Annotated in this window: 6 protein-coding genes; 4 read left to right on the forward strand and 2 right to left on the reverse strand. The window is 69.9% G+C overall.

The annotated features are described in order from the left end of the window. Window positions 1–89 precede the first annotated feature (89 nt). A complete protein-coding gene (locus tag ABZ321_RS42880; protein WP_344512226.1) occupies window positions 90–1,319 on the forward strand; it encodes a TIR-like protein FxsC in 1,230 nt (409 codons plus the stop codon). Next, window positions 1,316–5,224 carry an FxSxx-COOH system tetratricopeptide repeat protein gene (fxsT, locus tag ABZ321_RS42885; RefSeq protein ID WP_354901483.1) on the forward strand — a complete coding sequence of 1,303 codons (3,909 nt, stop codon included), beginning with the start codon at window positions 1,316–1,318 and terminating at the stop codon, window positions 5,222–5,224. Before ABZ321_RS42880 ends, fxsT begins: the two co-directional genes overlap by 4 nt. A gap of 20 nt (window positions 5,225–5,244) precedes the next feature. Here fxsT and ABZ321_RS42890 read toward each other — a convergent pair whose 3' ends face one another. Together ABZ321_RS42890 and ABZ321_RS42895 are read right to left on the reverse strand one after the other, a co-directional pair. Continuing rightward, a complete protein-coding gene (locus ABZ321_RS42890; RefSeq protein WP_344512230.1) occupies window positions 5,245–6,093 on the reverse strand; it encodes an alpha/beta hydrolase in 849 nt (282 codons plus the stop codon). Window positions 6,094–6,330: 237 nt separating this feature from the next. Next, the gene (locus tag ABZ321_RS42895) at window positions 6,331–11,229 is read right to left on the reverse strand and encodes a LamG-like jellyroll fold domain-containing protein (RefSeq protein WP_354901485.1); all 4,899 of its coding nucleotides are present in this window, start codon (window positions 11,227–11,229) and stop codon (window positions 6,331–6,333) included. 430 nt (window positions 11,230–11,659) lie between these two features. Here ABZ321_RS42895 and ABZ321_RS42900 point away from each other — a divergent pair, with 430 nt between their 5' ends. Both ABZ321_RS42900 and ABZ321_RS42905 read left to right on the forward strand, forming a co-directional pair. Then, the gene (locus tag ABZ321_RS42900) at window positions 11,660–18,571 is read left to right on the forward strand and encodes a polymorphic toxin-type HINT domain-containing protein (RefSeq protein ID WP_354901487.1); all 6,912 of its coding nucleotides are present in this window, start codon (window positions 11,660–11,662) and stop codon (window positions 18,569–18,571) included. A gap of 39 nt (window positions 18,572–18,610) precedes the next feature. Then, window positions 18,611–18,841 (forward strand): hypothetical protein, encoded by a 231-nt coding sequence (locus ABZ321_RS42905; protein ID WP_354901488.1) that lies wholly within the window; start codon window positions 18,611–18,613, stop codon window positions 18,839–18,841. Window positions 18,842–18,911: the final 70 nt, after the last annotated feature.

Raw genomic sequence — 18,911 nt, forward strand, 5'->3', positions numbered from 1 at the left:
TGGCGTGAGGTTGAGTCACGCATTTACTCTGGTCGTACCTTGCGCCGGGTGACGACGGGAGTGCCTCGAGTGATGTCAGAGCGCGCCCCGTGAGCCAGCCGGACGACGGCGTCGACGAGCCTGTCCGCCGGTACTTCTACCTCAGCTATGCCCGCCCTCGCGCGACGGCGGCCATGGTCACCCCGGACCACTGGGTGAAGCAGTTCTACGAGGATCTCGTGCAGCACATCCGTGCGATCGTCGGCCCGGGCAAGACCCCGATCGGCTTCGCGGACGTGGCCGTGCCCGCCGACCGTGACCGGCAGGCGGAGATCCAGGCCGCGCTCGCGTCCGCGGACGTCTTCGTCGCGCTGTACTCGCAGAAGTACCTCGTCAGCCGCGAGGCGCGCAGCGACCGGGCGACGTTCATGGGCCGGCTCGCGTCGGCCGCGAACGGCACGCCCGCCGAGGAGCACATCCTGCCGGTGCTGTGGGCGCCGCTGCCGGGCAACGTCTACCGGGCCGAGGTCGCCGACGCGCGCCGGTTCGCCGAGGACGTGCCGGAGTACGTGATGAACGGGCTGAGCGTCCTGTGCCGGATCGGCACGTTCCGCAAGCAGTACGAGCGCGTGCTACGGCGGATGGCGGAGGAGGTCGTGCGCATCGCCGACCGGTCCCCGCTCGTCGCGACGCAGACCGTGGACATGGTCGAGGCCTACCGGGTGCGGGTGTGGCCGACCGCGCCGTTCACCATCGCGGTCCTCGCACCGACCAGCGGCGACCTGCCGCTGCCCGACGGCCGCGGCACCGCGCACGGCTACGGCCTGCGCGCCGAGCACTGGAAGCCGTTCGCGGGCGGGCACGCCGTCGCGGACGAGGTCGCCGCCGAGGCCGACCGGCTGCGGTTACCGGTGGACGTGGTCGGTTACACCGCCGACGACTCGATGTACCGCGACTACCCTGGCATGATCCTCATCGATCCGTGGATCCTCGCCACCCCGGGCGGACGCGACCTGGTGCGCTCGACGCTGCGCTGCCCGTACTCGTGGGTGACGATCGCGGCGGTCGTCGACGAGCACCACCCGCGGTTCGAGCCGCACGGCACCCGGTACCTCAGCCAGCTCGAGTCGCTGCTGCGCCGGACCGACCGGTTCATCCGGTTCACCACGGTGGCGAGCTGGCGCAGCGAGATGCCCGAGATCGTCAGCCGCATGCGCCGCGAGTACATGAACAACGGACCCAGTTACGCGCCGGCCAGCCCGCCCGGCACCAGGCCCCGCCTCGGCCGGCCGGAGGCCGGGCGTGGCACACCGTCCTCCAGCGAGGGTGAGGAAGCATGAGTGACCACCGTGACGGCAAGGTCATCACCTTCTACTCGTACAAGGGGGGCACCGGCAGGACGATGGCGCTGGCCAACGTCGCCTGGATCCTCGCCGCGAACGGCAAGCGGGTGCTCGTGGTGGACTGGGACCTGGAGTCGCCCGGCCTCGCCCGGTACTTCAGCCCGTTCCTGGACCGCGCCGCGCTCGACAGCACCGAGGGCGTCATCGAGATGATCCGCGAGTACGAGTGGGCGACCACCCGGCACCGCGGCGACGACGAGCGCTGGTACGAGGAGTACGCGCGGGTCCAGAAGTACTCGTTCTCGCTGCGCTGGCCGGGCTTCCCCGACGAGGGCACGCTGGACTTCCTGTCCGCCGGCCAGCAGAACAACGACTACTCCAGCAACCTCGCCGCGATGGACTGGGACGCGTTCTACGAGCGGCAGCGCGGCGGGCTGTTCCTCGACGCGCTGCGCGCGGACATGAAGCGGCACTACGACTACACGCTCATCGACAGCCGCACCGGCTTCAGCGACGTCGCCGACATCTGCACGATCCACCTGCCGGACACCCTCGTCACCTGCTTCACCCTCAACGACCAGGGCATCGACGGCGCCGCCGACGTGGCGCGGCTGGTCGACCGCCGGCACCGCAAGATCAGGGTCCTGCCGGTGCCGATGCGCGTCGACCCGTCGGAGCAGGAGAAGGCCGACATCGGCCGCCGGGTCGCCATCCAGCGCTTCGCCGGCCTGCCGGTCGGCCTCGACCCGGACCAGCGCGGCGAGTACTGGAAGAAGGTGGAGATCCCGTACCGCGCCTTCTACGCCTACGAGGAGGTCCTCGCCGTCTTCGGCGACGAGCCGGGCGTGCGCACGTCGCTGCTGGCCGCCTACGAGGCGCTGACCGCGCAGATCACGAGCGGGGACGTGACGAGCCTCCCGCCGATGGACGAGGTGACCCGGCAGCGGACCAGGGCCCGGTTCATCCGGCAGGCCGTGGTCGCCGAGCGGGAGGTGCTGCTGCGGTACGCGCGGCAGGACCGCGTCTGGGCGGAGTGGGTGACGCACGTGCTCCAGCAGGCCGGCGTCCAGGTCATCGACCCGTGGGACGGCGACCCCAAGGACACCACCGTCGACGGGTTCACCCGCACCCTGGTGCTGGTCTCGCAGGCAAACGTCGAGCGCGAGGCGACCCACGTGGTCCCGGACCGGGCCGCGGACCGGGCGCCGTTCGCCGTCTACGTCGCCGACGTCCGGCGCCTCGCCGGCATCCCGCAGGCCAACACCGCGACCGTCTTCGGAGCCACCGCCGAGGTGGCCGTGGACAGGATCCTGCGGCTCATCGGCGCCGACGTGGAGCACGTCGAGGCGGAGGTGGCCGGCGGGCCGCGCTTCCCGGGCCGGGACAACCTGGTCTTCAGCATGCCCAGCCGCAACATCCGGTTCACCGGCCGCGAGCAGGACCTGCGCCAGCTGCGCGACCAGCTCCGCGCCGGCACCGCGGTGGTGCTCGCCGGCAACGAGCCGGTGGCGCTGCAGGGCATGGGCGGCATCGGCAAGACCCAGCTCGCCATCGAGTACGCGTACCGGTTCCGGGCCGCCTACGACGTGATCTTCTGGATGAACGTCGAGCAGTCGAACGTCATCGAGACCGAGCTCGCCGACCTGGGCACGCTGCTGGGCGTGCCGGCGCGGCAGTCGACGCCCGAGTACGCCCGCGCGGTGCTGCAGAGCCTGCAGCACACCGACAAGCGCTGGCTGATCGTCTTCGACAACGCCGAGGACGCCCCGGGCATCGAGCAGTACCTGCCGACCGGCACCGGCCACGTGATCATCACGTCGCGCATGTCGACCTGGGGCGAGCGGGTCAAGCTGCTGCCGGTCAACGTGTTCACCCGCGACGAGAGCAAGCAGCACCTGCGCCAGCGGGTGCCGACCATGCAGGACGTGGACGCGGGGCGCATCGCCGAGCTGCTCGGCGACCTGCCGATCGCGGTGGCGGCCGCCGCCGCGTGGCTCGCCGACACCGGCAACGCGGTCGACGAGTACCTCGTGCACATCGCCCGGTCCGGGCCGCGGGGGCTGCGCGAGCCGCAGTCCGACACCCCGATCGAGGCGACCTGGGACCTGTCGCTGCGGCGGCTCAACCAGCGCTCGCCCGCCGCGTACCGGCTGCTGCAGATGTGCTCGGTGTTCGCCCCGGAGATCGCGCTCGACCTGGTGTACAGCGACGAGTTCGCGGCGGCGCTGCGCCCGCTGGACCCGAACGTGTCCGACTACATGTTCCGCGCGTCGCTGGTGCAGCAGGTGCACCGGCTCGCGCTGCTGCGGCTCGACCTGCGCGGCGAGCCGGGCAGCCGGGAGCGCACGGGCACCGTGTTCGTCCACCGGCTCCTGCAGCACGCCGTGCGCATCCGCATGAGCGAGGACGAGCTGACCCAGACCCGCCGGCAGGTCCACCGGGTGCTGGCCGCCGCCCGGCCGAAGAACCAGGAGGTCGACGACCCGGACGCGTGGCCGCAGTACAGGATGCTGTGGCCGCACGTGGAGGTCACGAAGGCCGCGTTGAGCGACGACGAGTCGGTCCGCGCACTGATGATCGACCGGGTCCGGTACCAGTGGCTGCGCGGCGACCTCGTCGGCGCCCGGCAGAGCGCCGAGCAGTTCGACGCCATCTGGTCGCAGATGCTGGAGGAGACCGAGGACCCGGACCAGCGCCGCACGCTGCACCGGCAGCTGCTGCACCTGCGGTTCAACCACGCCAACATCCTGGGCTCGCAGGGCAACTTCACCGACTCGCTGCGCCTGGACGAGGCGGTCCTCGCCACCCAGCAGGAGCTGCTCGGGGCGCGCCACCCGCACACCCTGATGACCGCCGGCGGTCTCGCCCGCGACCTGCGTGGTCTCGGCCGGTACCGGGAAGCCCTCGACACCGACATCTCGACCTACGCGGCGTGGCTGGACGACTTCGGCGAGGACTACCCGCGCACCCTCGCGGCGCTGAGCAACCTCGCCATCTCCTACCGGCTCATGGGCGACTTCCACGAGGCCCGGGCCCGCGACGAGGCGGCGTACAACTCCCGCAAGTCGATCCTCGGCGAGTCCAACCCGTACACGCTGTACTCCGCGACGAACCTGGGCCGGGACATCCGCGACGCGGGCGACTACGACCAGTCCGTCGACTGGCTCGCGTCGGTGTACGAGCAGTACAAGGTCACCCGCGCCGAGGACTCCCGGGGCATGCTCGTGTGCCAGACCAACCTGGCCGTGTCCCTGCACAGCGCCGGCCGCGCGGCGGAGGCCGCGGAGCTGCTGCAGTCGGCCAGCAGCCAGCTGTCCGTCACGTTCGGCCGCACCAACCCGGACGCGCTGAGCAGCCGGCTGAGCCTCGCGGTCACCCTGCTGTCACTCGGGAAGTTCGCCGAGTCCCGGGAGCTGCTGACCGACGTGTACGAGACGTACCGCGACAACCTCGGCGACGAGCACCCGCACACGCTGGTCTGCATCGGCAACCTCGCGCTGCTGGCCCGGGCGCAGGGCGACCACGACCTGGCGGTGCGGCTCGCCGAGGAGGCCGTCGAGGGGCTGCACCGCAAGCTCGGCGACGAGCACCCGTACACGCTGTCGACGCGGATGAACTGGGCGGTCTGCGTCGCGGAGACGCCGGGCGGGCTGGACAACGCCATGGAGACCCTGGAGCGGGTCGCCGAGCAGATGCAGGTGGTGCTGCTGCCCGACCACCCGAACGCACTGCGCTGCCAGGCGAACCTGAGCCTGGTGCGACAGCTGGCCGAGGTGGGCGGCGGAGACTTCGTCGACCGGGTCGCGGCGCTGGAGGAGCGGGTGGGTCAGCAGCATCCGACCGTCAACGCGCTGCGCCGGCGGGAGCTGGTCCACCGGATCATCGACCCGCACCCGTACTAAGACCGCCGCCCGGCGGCGGGCTACAGCGCGTCGCCGGTCGGGACGGGGTCGGCGGCGAGCCAGACCAGGACCTCCGGCAGCGCCTCGACGGCGCCGAAGTGCGCGGTCTCCAGCTGGACCCGCACTTCGGCGTGCGGGATCCGGCCGGCCAGCCAGCGGCTGTGATTCACGGGCGAGAAATTGTCGTCGGCGCCGTGCCACAGCAGGACCGGTCCGGTGATGTCCTCGAACGCGAATCCCCAGTTGTTCTGAAATGCGAGATCGTCGTCGATCCACCCGTACGGGCCGCGGCGCAGCGCCTCGCGATAGGTGTCCAGGAACTGCCGCCGGATGGGCAGGCCGTTGACCACCCGCCGGTCCGCCTCCGTCATCTGCTCCCAGAGCAGGTCCATGAACGACTCGGGGTCGTCGGCCGTGCGGCGGGCCAGCTCGTCCAGGCGCTCGGTGAGCGCCGCCTGGTCCGCGTCGGCGGCGGTGTGCTCGTCGACGTTGGCCTCGGTCATCCCGTCGTACCAGTCGAGGCCCTCGGCGTCGCGCGGGGCCAGGCCGACCAGCACCGCCGTGCGGGTCACCCGCTCGGGCAGCAGGGCCGCGCAGGCGAGGGCGTGCGGGCCACCGCCGGAGCGCCCGACGACGGTGAAGCGGTCCAGGCCGAGCGCGTCGGCGATGGTCTCGACGTCGGCGGCGGCGTCGGCCACGCGCCGCCCGCGGTGCCGGGTGGAGTCGCCGTAGCCGGGGCGGTCGTAGGAGATCAGCCGGACGCCGAGCCGATAGAGCACACTCGATCTGGGGCGCGGCCCGAAGCGGCTGCCGGGCGTCCCGTGCAGCAGCACGACCGGCGTCCCGCCGGGCGCTCCGGACGCCGCCACGAACAGTTTGCGACCGTCCGCAGTGATTACCTCGCGGTTATCCATATCGACGTCGGTCACAGAGTTGCCTTTCGGTGCCGGCCGCAGTTTCACGGTCGGCCAAGCCTATCCGTCGATGGCTGCACCCGGTAGGCGCCGCGCACGGTGCGGCAATCATCCACCGGCCCCGCGGGGCCGTGGCGGTGCCCGCCGGTGGTGCCGGGATCCGATCGGGGATCCCGGCACCACCGGCGTGTACTACGAACCCTGGCTGAGGACGCCCAGGTTGCCGCTCCAGTCACCCCAGCCGATCTCGCCGGTGTAGTACCAGTACCAGTACTGCAGGGTGCCGCCCTGGCCGTGGTCGAAGATGTAATGCTGGGCGCCGACGTCGGTGTGGACGCTCGGCGCGCTGAAGCCCGACGAGAGCAAGCCACCGCCGAAGGACGTGTACGTGATGGTGCTCGGCGCACCGGAGCGGCCGTTCCAGCGCCACAGGTGGCCGTCGGTGCCCCGGGCGTAGACCCAGATCTCGTTGGTCCACCACCACACCGCGGTCGGTTGTCCGAGCGCGCCGCCGCCCCAGGTCACGTCGCTGATCGGGGTCGAGGGACCGCTGCTGGTGAAGTACCAGCGGTGGATCGGCTTGCCGCCGGTGCCGGTGCCGACACGGGCGAAGACGTTGATCTGGTTGGCGACGACGACGGCGGAGGGGTCCCCGGCGACCGTCTGGGCGCCGGCGAACGCGACGGGTGCCGGTGCGGTGGTCATCGTCCGGGGCTGCTCCCACCACAGGAGGTGGTTGGCGGTGCTGCGGACGAAGACCTCGAAGCGGTTGTCGGTGGTCAGGAACGCTGACGGGGTCGCCTCCGCCGCCGGGGTGCCGTTCCAGGTCTCGGACGCCGGCGCCTGACCGGGCTTCTGGTACCAGTGCCGGAGGGTGCCGTCGGAGGCCGGTGTGAAGACATGCCGTTCGCCGTTGTAGGCGAACCCGCTCACGCCGCCCGTCGCGCCGGCGCCCCAGTCGGTCTTGGTCAGGCCGTTCGCCGGTGACCACCGGAAGTTCCACAGGTGGTTGTCGGTGCCGCGGAAGAACACGTCCAGGTCGGGGCCGACCTGGTAGACCACCGGCTGGCTCGCGGCGCTGCCACCCCAGTCCTCGATCGTGACGCCGACGGTCACCGAGGTCGTGAACCGGATGATGTGGCCGTAGTCGTCGCGCTGGAAGTCGCTGTATCCGTTGGCGATGTTGAGGCTGCGCCCGGCGGTGACGGTGCTGGACGCGGTCGGGCTGCCGGTGACGGTGCCGGTCGTCGCCAGGGTGGCGATCTCGTGCGCCGTCGCGGCGTGGTCGAAGATGTCGACGTCGTCGATGCTGCCGGGGAAGTAGTCCTGGCCGCCGGTGGAGGTGCCGAGCTTCGTCCGGCCGATCTGCAGGGGACCGTAGGCGTTCCAGACGGTGGACCGGGGGGACGAGGTGGCGGCCAGCACGCCGTTGACGTAGAGCCGCATGAGCCCGCTCTCGTCGTAGACGCCGGCGATGTGTGTCCACACCCCCGCCACGGGGTTGACCGCCGCGATGGCGCCCAGGTAGGTCGGGGTGGTGTTGTCGGCCGCCGTGAACAGGAACCGCCACTGGCCGGGGGCGTAGCCGAGGATGAACCCGGGCTGGTTCACACCCTCCTGCGCGACCGCGGTGTAGTAGCCGCCGGTGCTGGCGAGCTTCACCCAGGCCGCGACGCTGAACCCGCGGTCGGTGCGCACGACCGGCTGGGTCGTCGACGCGTACTGGTTCGTGCCGTTGAGCACCAGGCTGCGGTCGCCGGCGCGCACGGTGCGGCCCGTTCCGCGGGCGGCGCCGCCGGACACGGTGGCCGGGTTGTCGCCGTAGTCGTCGGAGACGCCGGTGCCGGTCTCGTCGAAGCGCCAGGCTGCCCGGCGTTCCGGCTTCTCCGACACGGTCCACGTGCGCTGCATGGTCGGCGCCGCGAACCCGGTGGTCGTGGACAGCGCCGTCCACAGCTGCGTCACCCCGGCGACCTGGCCGCCGGCGAACGCCGCCAGGTCGTCGCGACCGTCGGCGTTGAAGTCGGCCGACTGCAGCTGGTTGACCTTCCGCGAGTCGAACGCGGTGTCGACCGGCCATGCGGCGCCGACGGTGGATCCGGTGGCGGTCGAGGTGACGACGGTGAGGTTGCTCGTGTTCGAGGACGTCTCCGTCAGCACGAGGATGTCGGTGCGTCCGCGGCCGTTGGTCGTGTCGCCGTCGAAGTTCCCCGCCACGAAGCGGCTGCGGTTGTAGGCGACCGAAATGAGCTGCGAAGGCGGGGTCTGCGGGCCGGTGGAGCTCGACAGATACTTCTGCAGGCTCGTGATGCCGCTGCCTGCCTCCTTCACCAGCGCGAGGTCGGTGTAACCATCGGCGTCGAAGTCGCCGGTGAGCATGTCGTACTGGCCCCACACCCAACCGCTCGCCTGGGTGTACCACTGGGTCGGGACGTACTGGCCGGTCGCCGGGTCCCTGTTGAAGCGGAAGGCGGTCCAGCCGCCGGAGCCGTTGTCGCGCAGGACGGCGATGTCGGTGTCGCCGTCGCCGTCGAAGTCGCCGGACTGGGCCTTGATGCCGGCCAGGTTCCACAGCGGATCGCCGGCGGGGCTGGTCCACAGCACGCCGTCGACCACGTCGAACCGGTTGCCCTTGGACTGCAGCAGGTACAGCCGCAGCCGGCCGTCCGGGTCCTGCCGGAACAGCGCATGGTCGCTCAGGCCGTCACCGGTGAAGTCCCCGCTGACGAACCGCATGGTGACGAACGACGAGCCGTCGCGGCCGGTGTCCCACCCGACGGTCTGGGTGGACAGCTGGATGTTGCCGTCCGGGGCCGCGCCGTCGGAGGTGAGCGTCCACGCGCGGAGCCGGTCGCCGCCCGCGTCGATGATCGCGGAGATGTCGCCCTTGCCGTCGCCGTTGACGTCGCCGCGCTTGGCGGCCGGCACCGCACCGGTGTCGTTGGCGACCAGGTAGTACGGCCCGGCGGTGGTCTGGCTGACGTTGCCGGCCCGGTCCTCGGCCTGCACATAAAGCTCGGACTCGGGGAAGCCGGTCTCCGGGTTCGTCCAGAGCGTGATGGGCACCGTCGCGTTGCCGTCCTCCTGCGCCGGCACCCAGCCGGTCAGCTTGTCCGCGGCGAAGCCGTAGCGGTACCCGGCGATGTCGGTGTCACCGGCGGCGTGGCGGAAGGCGATGCTGCCGGACTCGCCGGTGTTGCGGACCGGGACCCCGTTCGGGAAGTCCTCGGGTCCTGCCGGGTCGGTCACCGGGCGCACGGCCGGGTCGATGACCGGGACATCGGGGCCCTGGTTGTCGACGATGAAGAAGCACCGGTTGCTCCACGCGCTGACGCCGGTGCCGTCGTTGGTCCGGGCCCGGTAGGAGTACAGCGTGTTCGCCGCGAGCGTGCCGGCCGGCACCTGCGGCCAGGCGGCCGACGACCCGTTGGCGACGCCGGACGTCTTGGCGGCGAAGACGACGGTCTCGGTGGCGCCCTGCAGCACGTTGAGCTCGCCGTGCAGTGTGTTGGCGTCGGTGTCGTTGAGCAGCGCGGTGAACGTCGGGGTCAGCATCCCGGCGGGCATCCGGGTGGGCCGCTGCTCGGAGCCGCAGCCCGACGGCGGGACGGTGTCGAGCTCCGACGGCACGTTCGGGGTGCTGTTGTACTCGACCGTCAGCGCCGCGCTGAACGGCATGAACTGCTTCCACTGGTACCGGTCGCCCTCGTCGGCGGCGCGCAGGCCGAAGGTCATCTGCGCGCCGTAGGCGCCGTTGGCGGCGTTCTGCACGACGGAGTTGATCGCCGGGTACTGGTCGCTCGACCAGTACATGTTCATGTCCGGCTGGTTGCCGCCGGCGCAGCCGTTGCCCTGGTTGGCGTGGCCGGACTGGGCGCCGAGGTGCCAGTTCCAGGTGCCGCTGCCGGAGGAGTTGTTCCACGTGACGGCGTTGGAGCTGTACACGTTCGCCGTGGAGTACAGGTAGACGAGCGTGTCATTGCAGCTGCCGGAGTGGTCCAGCGTGATGGAGAACGTCGATCGGGTGATCTGCTTGCCGCTCAGCGTCGGGGTGCCGAAGAGGAAGAACGACCGCCACGGCGTCTTCGTCGAGGCCCAGTACGAGTAGCCGACCTTCGCCCGGTCGCGGTCCTCCGACCAGTAGGACTTGCTGCCGTTGGCCTGGTTGATGTGGGTCCAGTTGCCGTTGGTGACCACGATCGCGGACGGGTCGACGAACACCGGGAAGTTGAGGTCCGACCGGGCGAGCATCGCGCGGTCGGGCACGATCGTGATGTCGTGGCCGGTGACGCGTGAGCCCGCCGTCGCCGTGTGGGCCGGCTGCGCCTGCAGCCGCTGCTCCTCGGTCGCGCCGGCGGGCAGCAGCGGGGTGTCCCACATGGACGGTGCGTCGCCGGCGAAGACCTGGTTGCCCTCGCGGTCCTTCAGGACGAACCCGCCGTCGGCGCGACCGGTGAGCTTCAGCTCCTTCGTCCTCACGCCGAACGTGAGGCTGCGCAACGCCGCGCTGTCGGCGGCTGCGCGGTCCTTCACGACGAAGAGCTTGCTGAAGCCGGTCCGCTGCGCGGTGACCCGCAGGTCGACGCCGGGCAGCACGTCGGGGTAGACGGCCGAGTCGCCGTCGAGCCGGGGCGCGGGCAGCGCCTTCGGCCAGGTCAGGGTGAACTCGCGGCCGTGGTCCCGCACGCGGACGACGTCGCCGTTGCCACCGCCGGAGAACGTCACGTCGACCGGGCCGGCCTTCGAGCGCACGCCGCCGCCGGGGGCGCGCTGCAGGGTCAGGTCGACCGGCACCCACGTCGTGCCCTGCTTGACCCGCACCGGCACGGTGTACTGCCGCATCGTGTAGGTGCCGGACGGGTTCGCGAAGTACTCGGTCGTCTCGGTGCGCCGCTCGAGGATCTCGACGGGCCGGCTGGTGCGCTTGGCCTCGGTGAACCGTTGCGCGGTCGGCACGTCGGCCGCCGTCGCGCCCGGCTGCTGCTGGGCCTGCCGCCCGGCGGCCGGCGGTTGCGACGCCGGCGGCTCCGGCCGGACGAACTGCGGCCAGTTGATCACCGCCGCGGCGGCCAGAACCGCCGCGATGGACAAGACCGGCCATCGCCGGCCACGGCTGTGCCGCGTCCCCTGTGTCGCCATATGAGTGCCCTCCCCGTGGGTGCCTGTCGCCGCGCCCGCAACGCCGTGTGGGTCGCCCGTTGGGCGACCCACACGACATCCGCTGTTCATGACGTCGACACCGGCCGGGTGCATATGCGCTGGCTGGAGGGCCGGCTGCACTGCTCCGCGGTGTCGTCGTGCCGGAGCCTAGAACGATATGCATAAAAATTTCAATGTCTTGCGGATCTCCACATGCACATGCATGATCGAGCGGCGACCCCTCTCCGTGAGGTATCGCTCTACGGCTCGTAACGGGGAGGATGCCGTGGCCTGGTCTGTGGTTTCTGTTGTGCGGCCCGAAGTTCCGCCGGCTCGTCAGCGCGGTCGCCGACGTCGCTGGGCTGTCTCGACGCTCATCGGGGTGCTCAGCGTCACACTCGCCGGCGGTGCCGTGTCGGTCCTGCCGGCGCACGCCGCGCCGGTCGACCCCTTCGCGGCCCAGCCGAACCAGGTCGAGCGGATCGTCCCGGAGGACAAGAGCCGCAGGAACGTCGTCAAGCCGATCGCCGACGCCGAGCAGGACATCGCCCTCAAGGCGAGCCCGCCGGTGGTGTGGCCGAGGGCCGAGACCTCGACGGTCGACCTGGCCGCGCGGCGTCTCGCGGCGGAGCCGGCGCGGACCAACGCCGACGTCGTCAGCCCGGCCAAGGCGGGGCCGACGCGGGCGGGCGGCAGCCCGGTCTTCGTCGGCGACGCCCGCGGCGGCGTGCGGGAGGATCTGCGGAAGGTGCCGCTGGCGGGGCCGCAGGCAGTGCAGGTGGAGGTGTACGACCGGGCCCGCACCGCGAAGTCCGGGGTGGACGGGCTGCTGCTGCGGGTGTCGCGGCCGGACCGGACGATGAGCACCGACACGATCGCGGTCGAGGTCGACTACAGCGGCTTCCGTGCCGCGTACGGTGGCGCCTGGAGCTCCCGGCTGCGCCTCGTCGAGCTCCCGGACTGCGCTGCGACCACCCCCGAGCTGAGCGCCTGCCGGACCGGCCGGAAGCTGGCCGCCACCAACGACACCGGGGCGGCGCGCATCGGCGGTGACGTGACCCTCGCCGGCGGCGCGACCAAGCTGCTCGCCGTCCAGGCAGGCGTCCAGGGCAGCGCCGGCAACTTCGGTGCCACGTCGCTGACGACCTCGTCGTCGTGGGGTGCGGGCGGCGCCACCGGCGAGTTCACCTGGTCCTACCCGCTGCGGGTGCCGCCGGCCAACGGCGGTCCGAGCCCGAGCATCAGCCTGTCCTATGCCTCCAGCGGCGTCGACGGCCGCACGAACGCCGCCAACAACCAGACGTCGTGGATCGGCATGGGCTTCGAGTTCTCGCCCGGGCAGATCGAGCGCCGCTACAAGCCGTGCGCCAGCGACATGGAGGGCGCGGCGAACAACAAGACCCGCCCGACCGGCGACATGTGCTGGTTCTCCGACAACGCGACCATCTCGCTCAACGGCCACTCCTCCGAGCTCGTCCAGGTCGGCACCACGAACTTCTGGAAGCTGAAGGACGACGACGGCTCGATCGTCGAGCAGCTGTTCGACGCCGGGCGCGGCAACGGCGACGACAACGGCGAGTACTGGAAGTTCACGTCGCCGGACGGCACGCAGTACTACCTCGGCTACAACCGGCTGCCCGGCTGGAGCGGCGGCGAGACGACGCAGTCGACGTTCACGCTGCCGGTGTACGGCAACCACCCCGGTGAGGCCTGCTACCAGTCGTCGTTCCAGAACTCCGCCTGTCGGCAGGGGTACAAGTGGAACGTCGACTACGTCGTGGACGTCAACGGCAACACCATGTCGTACTTCTACGACCCGGAGACCAACAAGTACGCCCGCTACGGCGAGGCGAACAGCCCGGACTGGTACACCCGCGGCGGCAACCTCAAGCGCATCGAGTACGGCCAGCGCAGCAACGCCGTCACCAGCACGCCGGCCCTGGCAAGAGTGCTGTTCGAGACCGGTGACCGGTGCCTGCCGAACACGAACTGCAACGACGCGTGGAACTGGCCGGACACGCCGATGGACCTGAACTGTTCGGCGGCGCCGTGCACGCAGACGTTCTCGCCGGCGTTCTTCACCAAACGCCGCCTGAAGCAGGTCGACACCGAGGTCCTCAACAACAACGGCGTCGGCTACCGGCCGGTCGACCGCTGGACGCTGCGCCATTCCTACGTCAGCGGCGACGCGGCGACCGGCTACGCGTTGTGGCTCGACGGGATCACCCAGACCGGCCGCGGCGCCACACCCGAGATCGTCATGCCCGAGGTCACCTTCGACGGCACGTTCATGCCGAACCGGGTCGACGACCTCGCCAACAACATCGCACCACTCAACTGGCGCCGCATCATCGGCATCACCAACGAGAACGGCGGCACCCTCGCGGTCCGCTACGCGCCGACGAACTGCTCCCGCACCAACCTCCCGGCGTCACCGGCCACCAACACCCAGCGCTGCATGCCGGTGAAGGGCAGCGACGACGCGTACCCCAACCGGATCGACTACTTCCACAAGTACATCGTGGACAGGGTCACGCAGTCGGTCTCCGGCTACACGGTGCCCGCGGTGACCCAGGTCGTCACCGACTACGACTACGTCGGCGACGCCGCCTGGCGCTTCGACGAGCTCGACGGCATCACCCCCGAGGAGGACAAGACCTGGTCGCAGTGGCGCGGCTACGGCACCGTCGTCACCTACACCGGCGACGGCGTCGACGGCACCCGCGGCAAGACCGAGTCCCGGTTCTACCGCGGCATGCACGGCGACCGCACCGCCACGGCCGGCGTCTTCAAGACGGTCAACGTGACCGACTCCAGAGGCGGGTCGGTCCCCGACGAGGACCGCTTCACCGGGATGACCCGGGAGACGACCCAGTTCCTCGACGCCACGACCAGGCTCAGCACCTCCATCGCCGACTTCTGGGTCTCCGCGGCGACCGCGTCGCAGACCCGGCCGTGGGGCGTCATCAACGCCACCAAGGTCGCCACCACGGCCACCAGTTCGTTCACCTATCTCAGCCCGACGAACGTCCGCGAGACGCGGGTCGTCAACACCCTCGCCGCAGACGGCACGATCACCGCCGTGCACAACATGGGCGTCGTCGGCGACGTCAACGACGACGAGTGCACGAAGTACACGTTCGCGTCGAGCAGCGTCGCGTACCTGCCGAACCGGCCGGTCCGCGCCCAGAAGCTCAGCGCCGCATGCTCGGTGGCGGACCCGCCGAAGGCGGATGTGCTGTCCGACAGCCGCACCTACTACGACGGGTCCGACACGCTCGGCTACGTCGGCGCCCGCGGTCTCGTGACCCGCGTCGACGAGTTCAACGGCTTCACCGGCGCCAACGCGAGCAGCGTGACCTACCAGACGAAGTCGAAGACGGTCTACGACGCCGGCGGCAACATGACCGACTCGTACGACGTCAAACAGAACTGGACGCACACGGACTACACCCGTTCCGGCAACGGCCCGATCACCCGTATCACGACGACGGACCCGATCGGCCACGTCACCTACCTCGACTCGGACCCCGCGTGGGGCGCCCCGGTCGTCAACGGCGACTCGAGCAACGCCACCGCGCAGGGTGACGTCAAGACCGAGGTCGAGCTCGACGCGCTCGGCCGGGTGCTCAAGGTCTGGGGGCCGACCCGCATCCGCGGGGCGGACACCCCGAACACCACCTACCAGTACCTCATCCAGCGGAACGCCCCGCCGGTCGTCATGTCCACGACGCTGCAGTCACCGTCACAGGTCACCGGCTCCCCGGCCGGGACCCTGGCCCCGCAGTACACCTCGAAGTACGAGATCTACGACGGCCTGTTGCGGCTGCGGCAGACCCAGATCGCCAGCCCTTCCGGCGGGCGTTCGGTCAACACGATCGACTACGACAGCCAGAACCGCATCGTGAAGCGCTCCGGGCCGATCAACAACGACGCGCCCTCCGGCTTCAACTACCTGCCGCTGGCAGACGCGTCGTTGCCGAACCAGATCCAGACCACCTACGACGGCGCCAGCCGCGTCACCGCCGAGATCCTGTTCGGGCACAACTCGTCTGGCCTGTTCGAGAAGTGGCGCACGACGACCACGTACAACGGCGACCAGATCAGCACGACGCCGCCGGCCGGCGCGGGCGCCGCGACGGTCACCTACGACCCGCAGGGCCGGGTGTCGAAGCTCTGGCAGTACAAGACCGGCGTGCCGACCCCGTCGGACCCGACCAGCTACGACGAGACGAAGTACAGCTACGCCAAGGACGGCCAGCAGAGCGTCGTCGAGGACTCCGCAGGCAACAAGTGGGAGTACTTCTACGACGACCTGCACCGCACGAAGGAGACCCGGGAGCCGGACCGCGGCACGTCGAAGATCGAGTACAACCAGTACGGCGAGGTCGTCAAGACCATCGACGCGCGGAACTACGCCCTCGGCATCACCTATGACACGGTCGGCCGCCCGCTCGAGCTCAAGGACGTGACGAGCACGCCGGAGAAGCGCCTCGCCACCTGGACGTACGACACCCTCAAGAAGGGCCTGCTGACGTCGTCGTCGCGCTGGGTCGGCGCCGACGAGTACCGGAACTCCGTCGTCGAGTACGACCACGCGCTGCGGCCGGTCAAGACGTCGGTCGGCATCCCCATGATCGAGGGCGGTCTCGCCGGCACCTATACGTACGAGCACACCTTCAACTTCGACGGCTCGCCGAAGACGACGAAGCTCCCGGCGGCCGGCAGCCTCGCCGCGGAGACGCTGACCTACGGGTACAACACCTGGGGTCTGCCGATCTCCCTGGCCGGCGCCTCCTCCTACGTCCAGGCGAGCGCCTACAACTCCTTCGCCGAACCGCTCAGCGTGACCGTCGGCGCCACCGGCGCCGGCAACCGCTCGATGCTGTTGCAGTTCACCTACGAGGAGGCGACCCGCCGGCTGCTCACGTCGTCGGCCCGGCCGAACGGTGGGGCGTCCGCCTACAACGCGAAGTACACCTACGACGCGGTCGGCAACGTCACGTCGGCCTCGGACCAGCCGGCCCTCACCGGCCAGCCGCAGGACCACCAGTGCTTCCAGTACGACTACCTGCGGCGGATGACCGAGGCGTGGACACCCGCCACGCTGGACTGCACCACCGCGAATCGCACCACCGCCAACCTGGGCGGTCCGGCGCCGTACTGGAGCAGCTACACCTTCGACAAGACCGGCAACCGCACGACCGAGCAGAAGCACGAGCTGCCCGGCGAGCCGACGAAGCACTACGTCTACGGCACCGGGCACAAGCTCGGCAGCACCACCGTCGGCGGCAGCACCCTCACCTCCTACCAGTACGACGCCTCCGGCAACACCACCCAGCGGGTGGTCGGCGGCAGCACGCAGACCCTCAAGTGGAACTCCGAGGGCAAGCTCGCCACGGTCACCGAGGGCACGAAGGTCACCGAGTACCTCAACGACGCCGCGGGCAGTCGCCTCATCCGCCGCGACGACACGGGCACCACGCTCTACCTGCCCGGCCAGGAGATCCACAAGAGCACCAGCGGCGTCAACACCGCGACCCGCTACTACAGCCACGGCGGCATGACCGTCGCCGTGCGCACCGACGACAACAAGCTCACCTACCTGGCATCGGACCCGCACGGCACCGCCACCCTGGCGATGGACGCGTCGACCGGCACCTTCCAGAAGCGGCGCGCCACCCCGTTCGGCGAGGACCGCGGCGCGGCCGTCGTCGGCTGGCCCGGCGACAAGGGCTTCATCGGTGGCACGAAGGACCAGTCGACCGGCCTGACCCACCTCGGCGCCCGCGAGTACGACCCGACCCTGGGCCGCTTCATCTCCGTCGACCCGCTCACGATCCCGCAGGACCCGCAGCGGCTCAACGGCTACGCCTACGGCAACAACGCCCCGATCGTGAACGCCGACCCGACCGGCGAGGCGTTCCCGGGCGACCCGACCCACCAGACCGCCGACGAGATGAAGCTGTACCCCCCGGCCGAAGGCACCGGTCTCACGCCGAAGGAACTGGCCGAGCGCGCCGAGGCCGAGGCCACCAAGAAGAAGTCACTGATGGACATCATCCTCGAACAGGGGCTGGCGTTCCTCCTCGACTTCCTCGGCATCACCGACATCGTCGACTGCATCAGATCCGGCAAGGTCAGCTCGTGCGTGAACGCGCTGATCGGCCTCTTCCCGTCCGGCCGCGTCCTGAAGTCACTCAAGTCGATCGTCAAGGGCGTGGAACGGGCGTTCTCCGCCTACCAGTCGTGGCAAAAGGCGATGAAGATCGCCAACGACGTCATCAAACGCACCGACGACCTCATCGCCGCGGCGAGGAAGAAGGCCGACGAACTCGCCGCCAACATCGGCGCCGGCGCCAAGAAGGCCGACAACGCCGCGGGTGGCGTGGCCGACGAGGCGAGTAATGCGGCCGGCGGTGCGGCGAATGCCGGCACTTCGGGCGGCCGCAGATGCCGGAAGCACAGCTTTGATGCGGACACACCGGTCCGCATGGCCGATGGTTCCACTGAACCCATCGGCGACGTTCAAGCAGGTGACGAGGTACTCGCCACCGACCCGGAGACCGGTGACACGACTGCGCGGGTGGTGACGCGCAAGCATGTCAACCTGGACAGCGACTTGGTCGACGTCATCATCGCCGTCGACGACGGCATCGAGACCATGAGCACCACGCAGCGGCATCCGTTCTGGTCCGAGACGCGCGGAACGTGGGTGGACGCAGCGGATCTGTTGCCGGGCGAGCGCGTCCACACGCTTGACGGCAAGGTGGCGGTCGTCCTCGGCATCACGCTTCTTAACGCCACGCGGATCATGCACGACCTCACCGTCGCCGATGTCCACACGTACTATGTGGTTGCTGGTGAAGCGTCGGTACTCGTTCACAACTGTGGTTCGGGTCAGGCACCAAACGGAATTTCCTGCTCCTGCACTGCCGAGCAGGACACCTATGACGGGCCGCCGCTGACGGTCGACGAGGCAAGGGCAGCTGCCGAATCTTATGGAATCGGCACGCAGAGCATGGACTTGCGATACATTCCCAGGGATGACCCGTATTGGGAGCCAAACAGGTACGCCTGGACCCATTTCAATTTTGCAGACAGGGTGATTCGGACACCGGGTGGGAGGTCGACCACTGACCTCACGGATATGGCGCTGCGCTCGCCGCGTACAGCCGCATTGACCATCGGTCACGAGCTGGCCCATGCCGTTTTTGAGGCCCCGGCCGACCATGCAGGGGCCGAGCAGTGGGCGCTGGATATCATGAGACATTCCATGCGGCGGCGTCGCTAGTGCGGTGTGCCTAAAATCGGAGAAGGGTGGCGTCCGCGCATGGACAATGGTGGCGAATGGCTCCTGCTCGCCCGTGGTGACGTACTCACCGACGTCAAGAATGAGGCTGCACTGCGCCTGCTCAATGATTTCGGAGTTCAAATTTCGGACATTGCGGACGATGAATTCAGGGTCGACCCCATGCAGAATGCGGATCGCCGGAGTGACAGTTACCGTATCTTCATCAAGCGAGCCACGCTCGAGGCGCACCAACGCAGGACGCCTACGTAGCTGAACGGGACTTTCCTGTCCGGCATTGGGACAAACGTGGAGCGGGCGAGGCGAGTGCGTGGCTCTTCGT

Source organism: Dactylosporangium sp. NPDC006015, assembly GCF_040614215.1.
GTDB lineage: Bacteria > Actinomycetota > Actinomycetes > Mycobacteriales > Micromonosporaceae > Dactylosporangium > Dactylosporangium maewongense.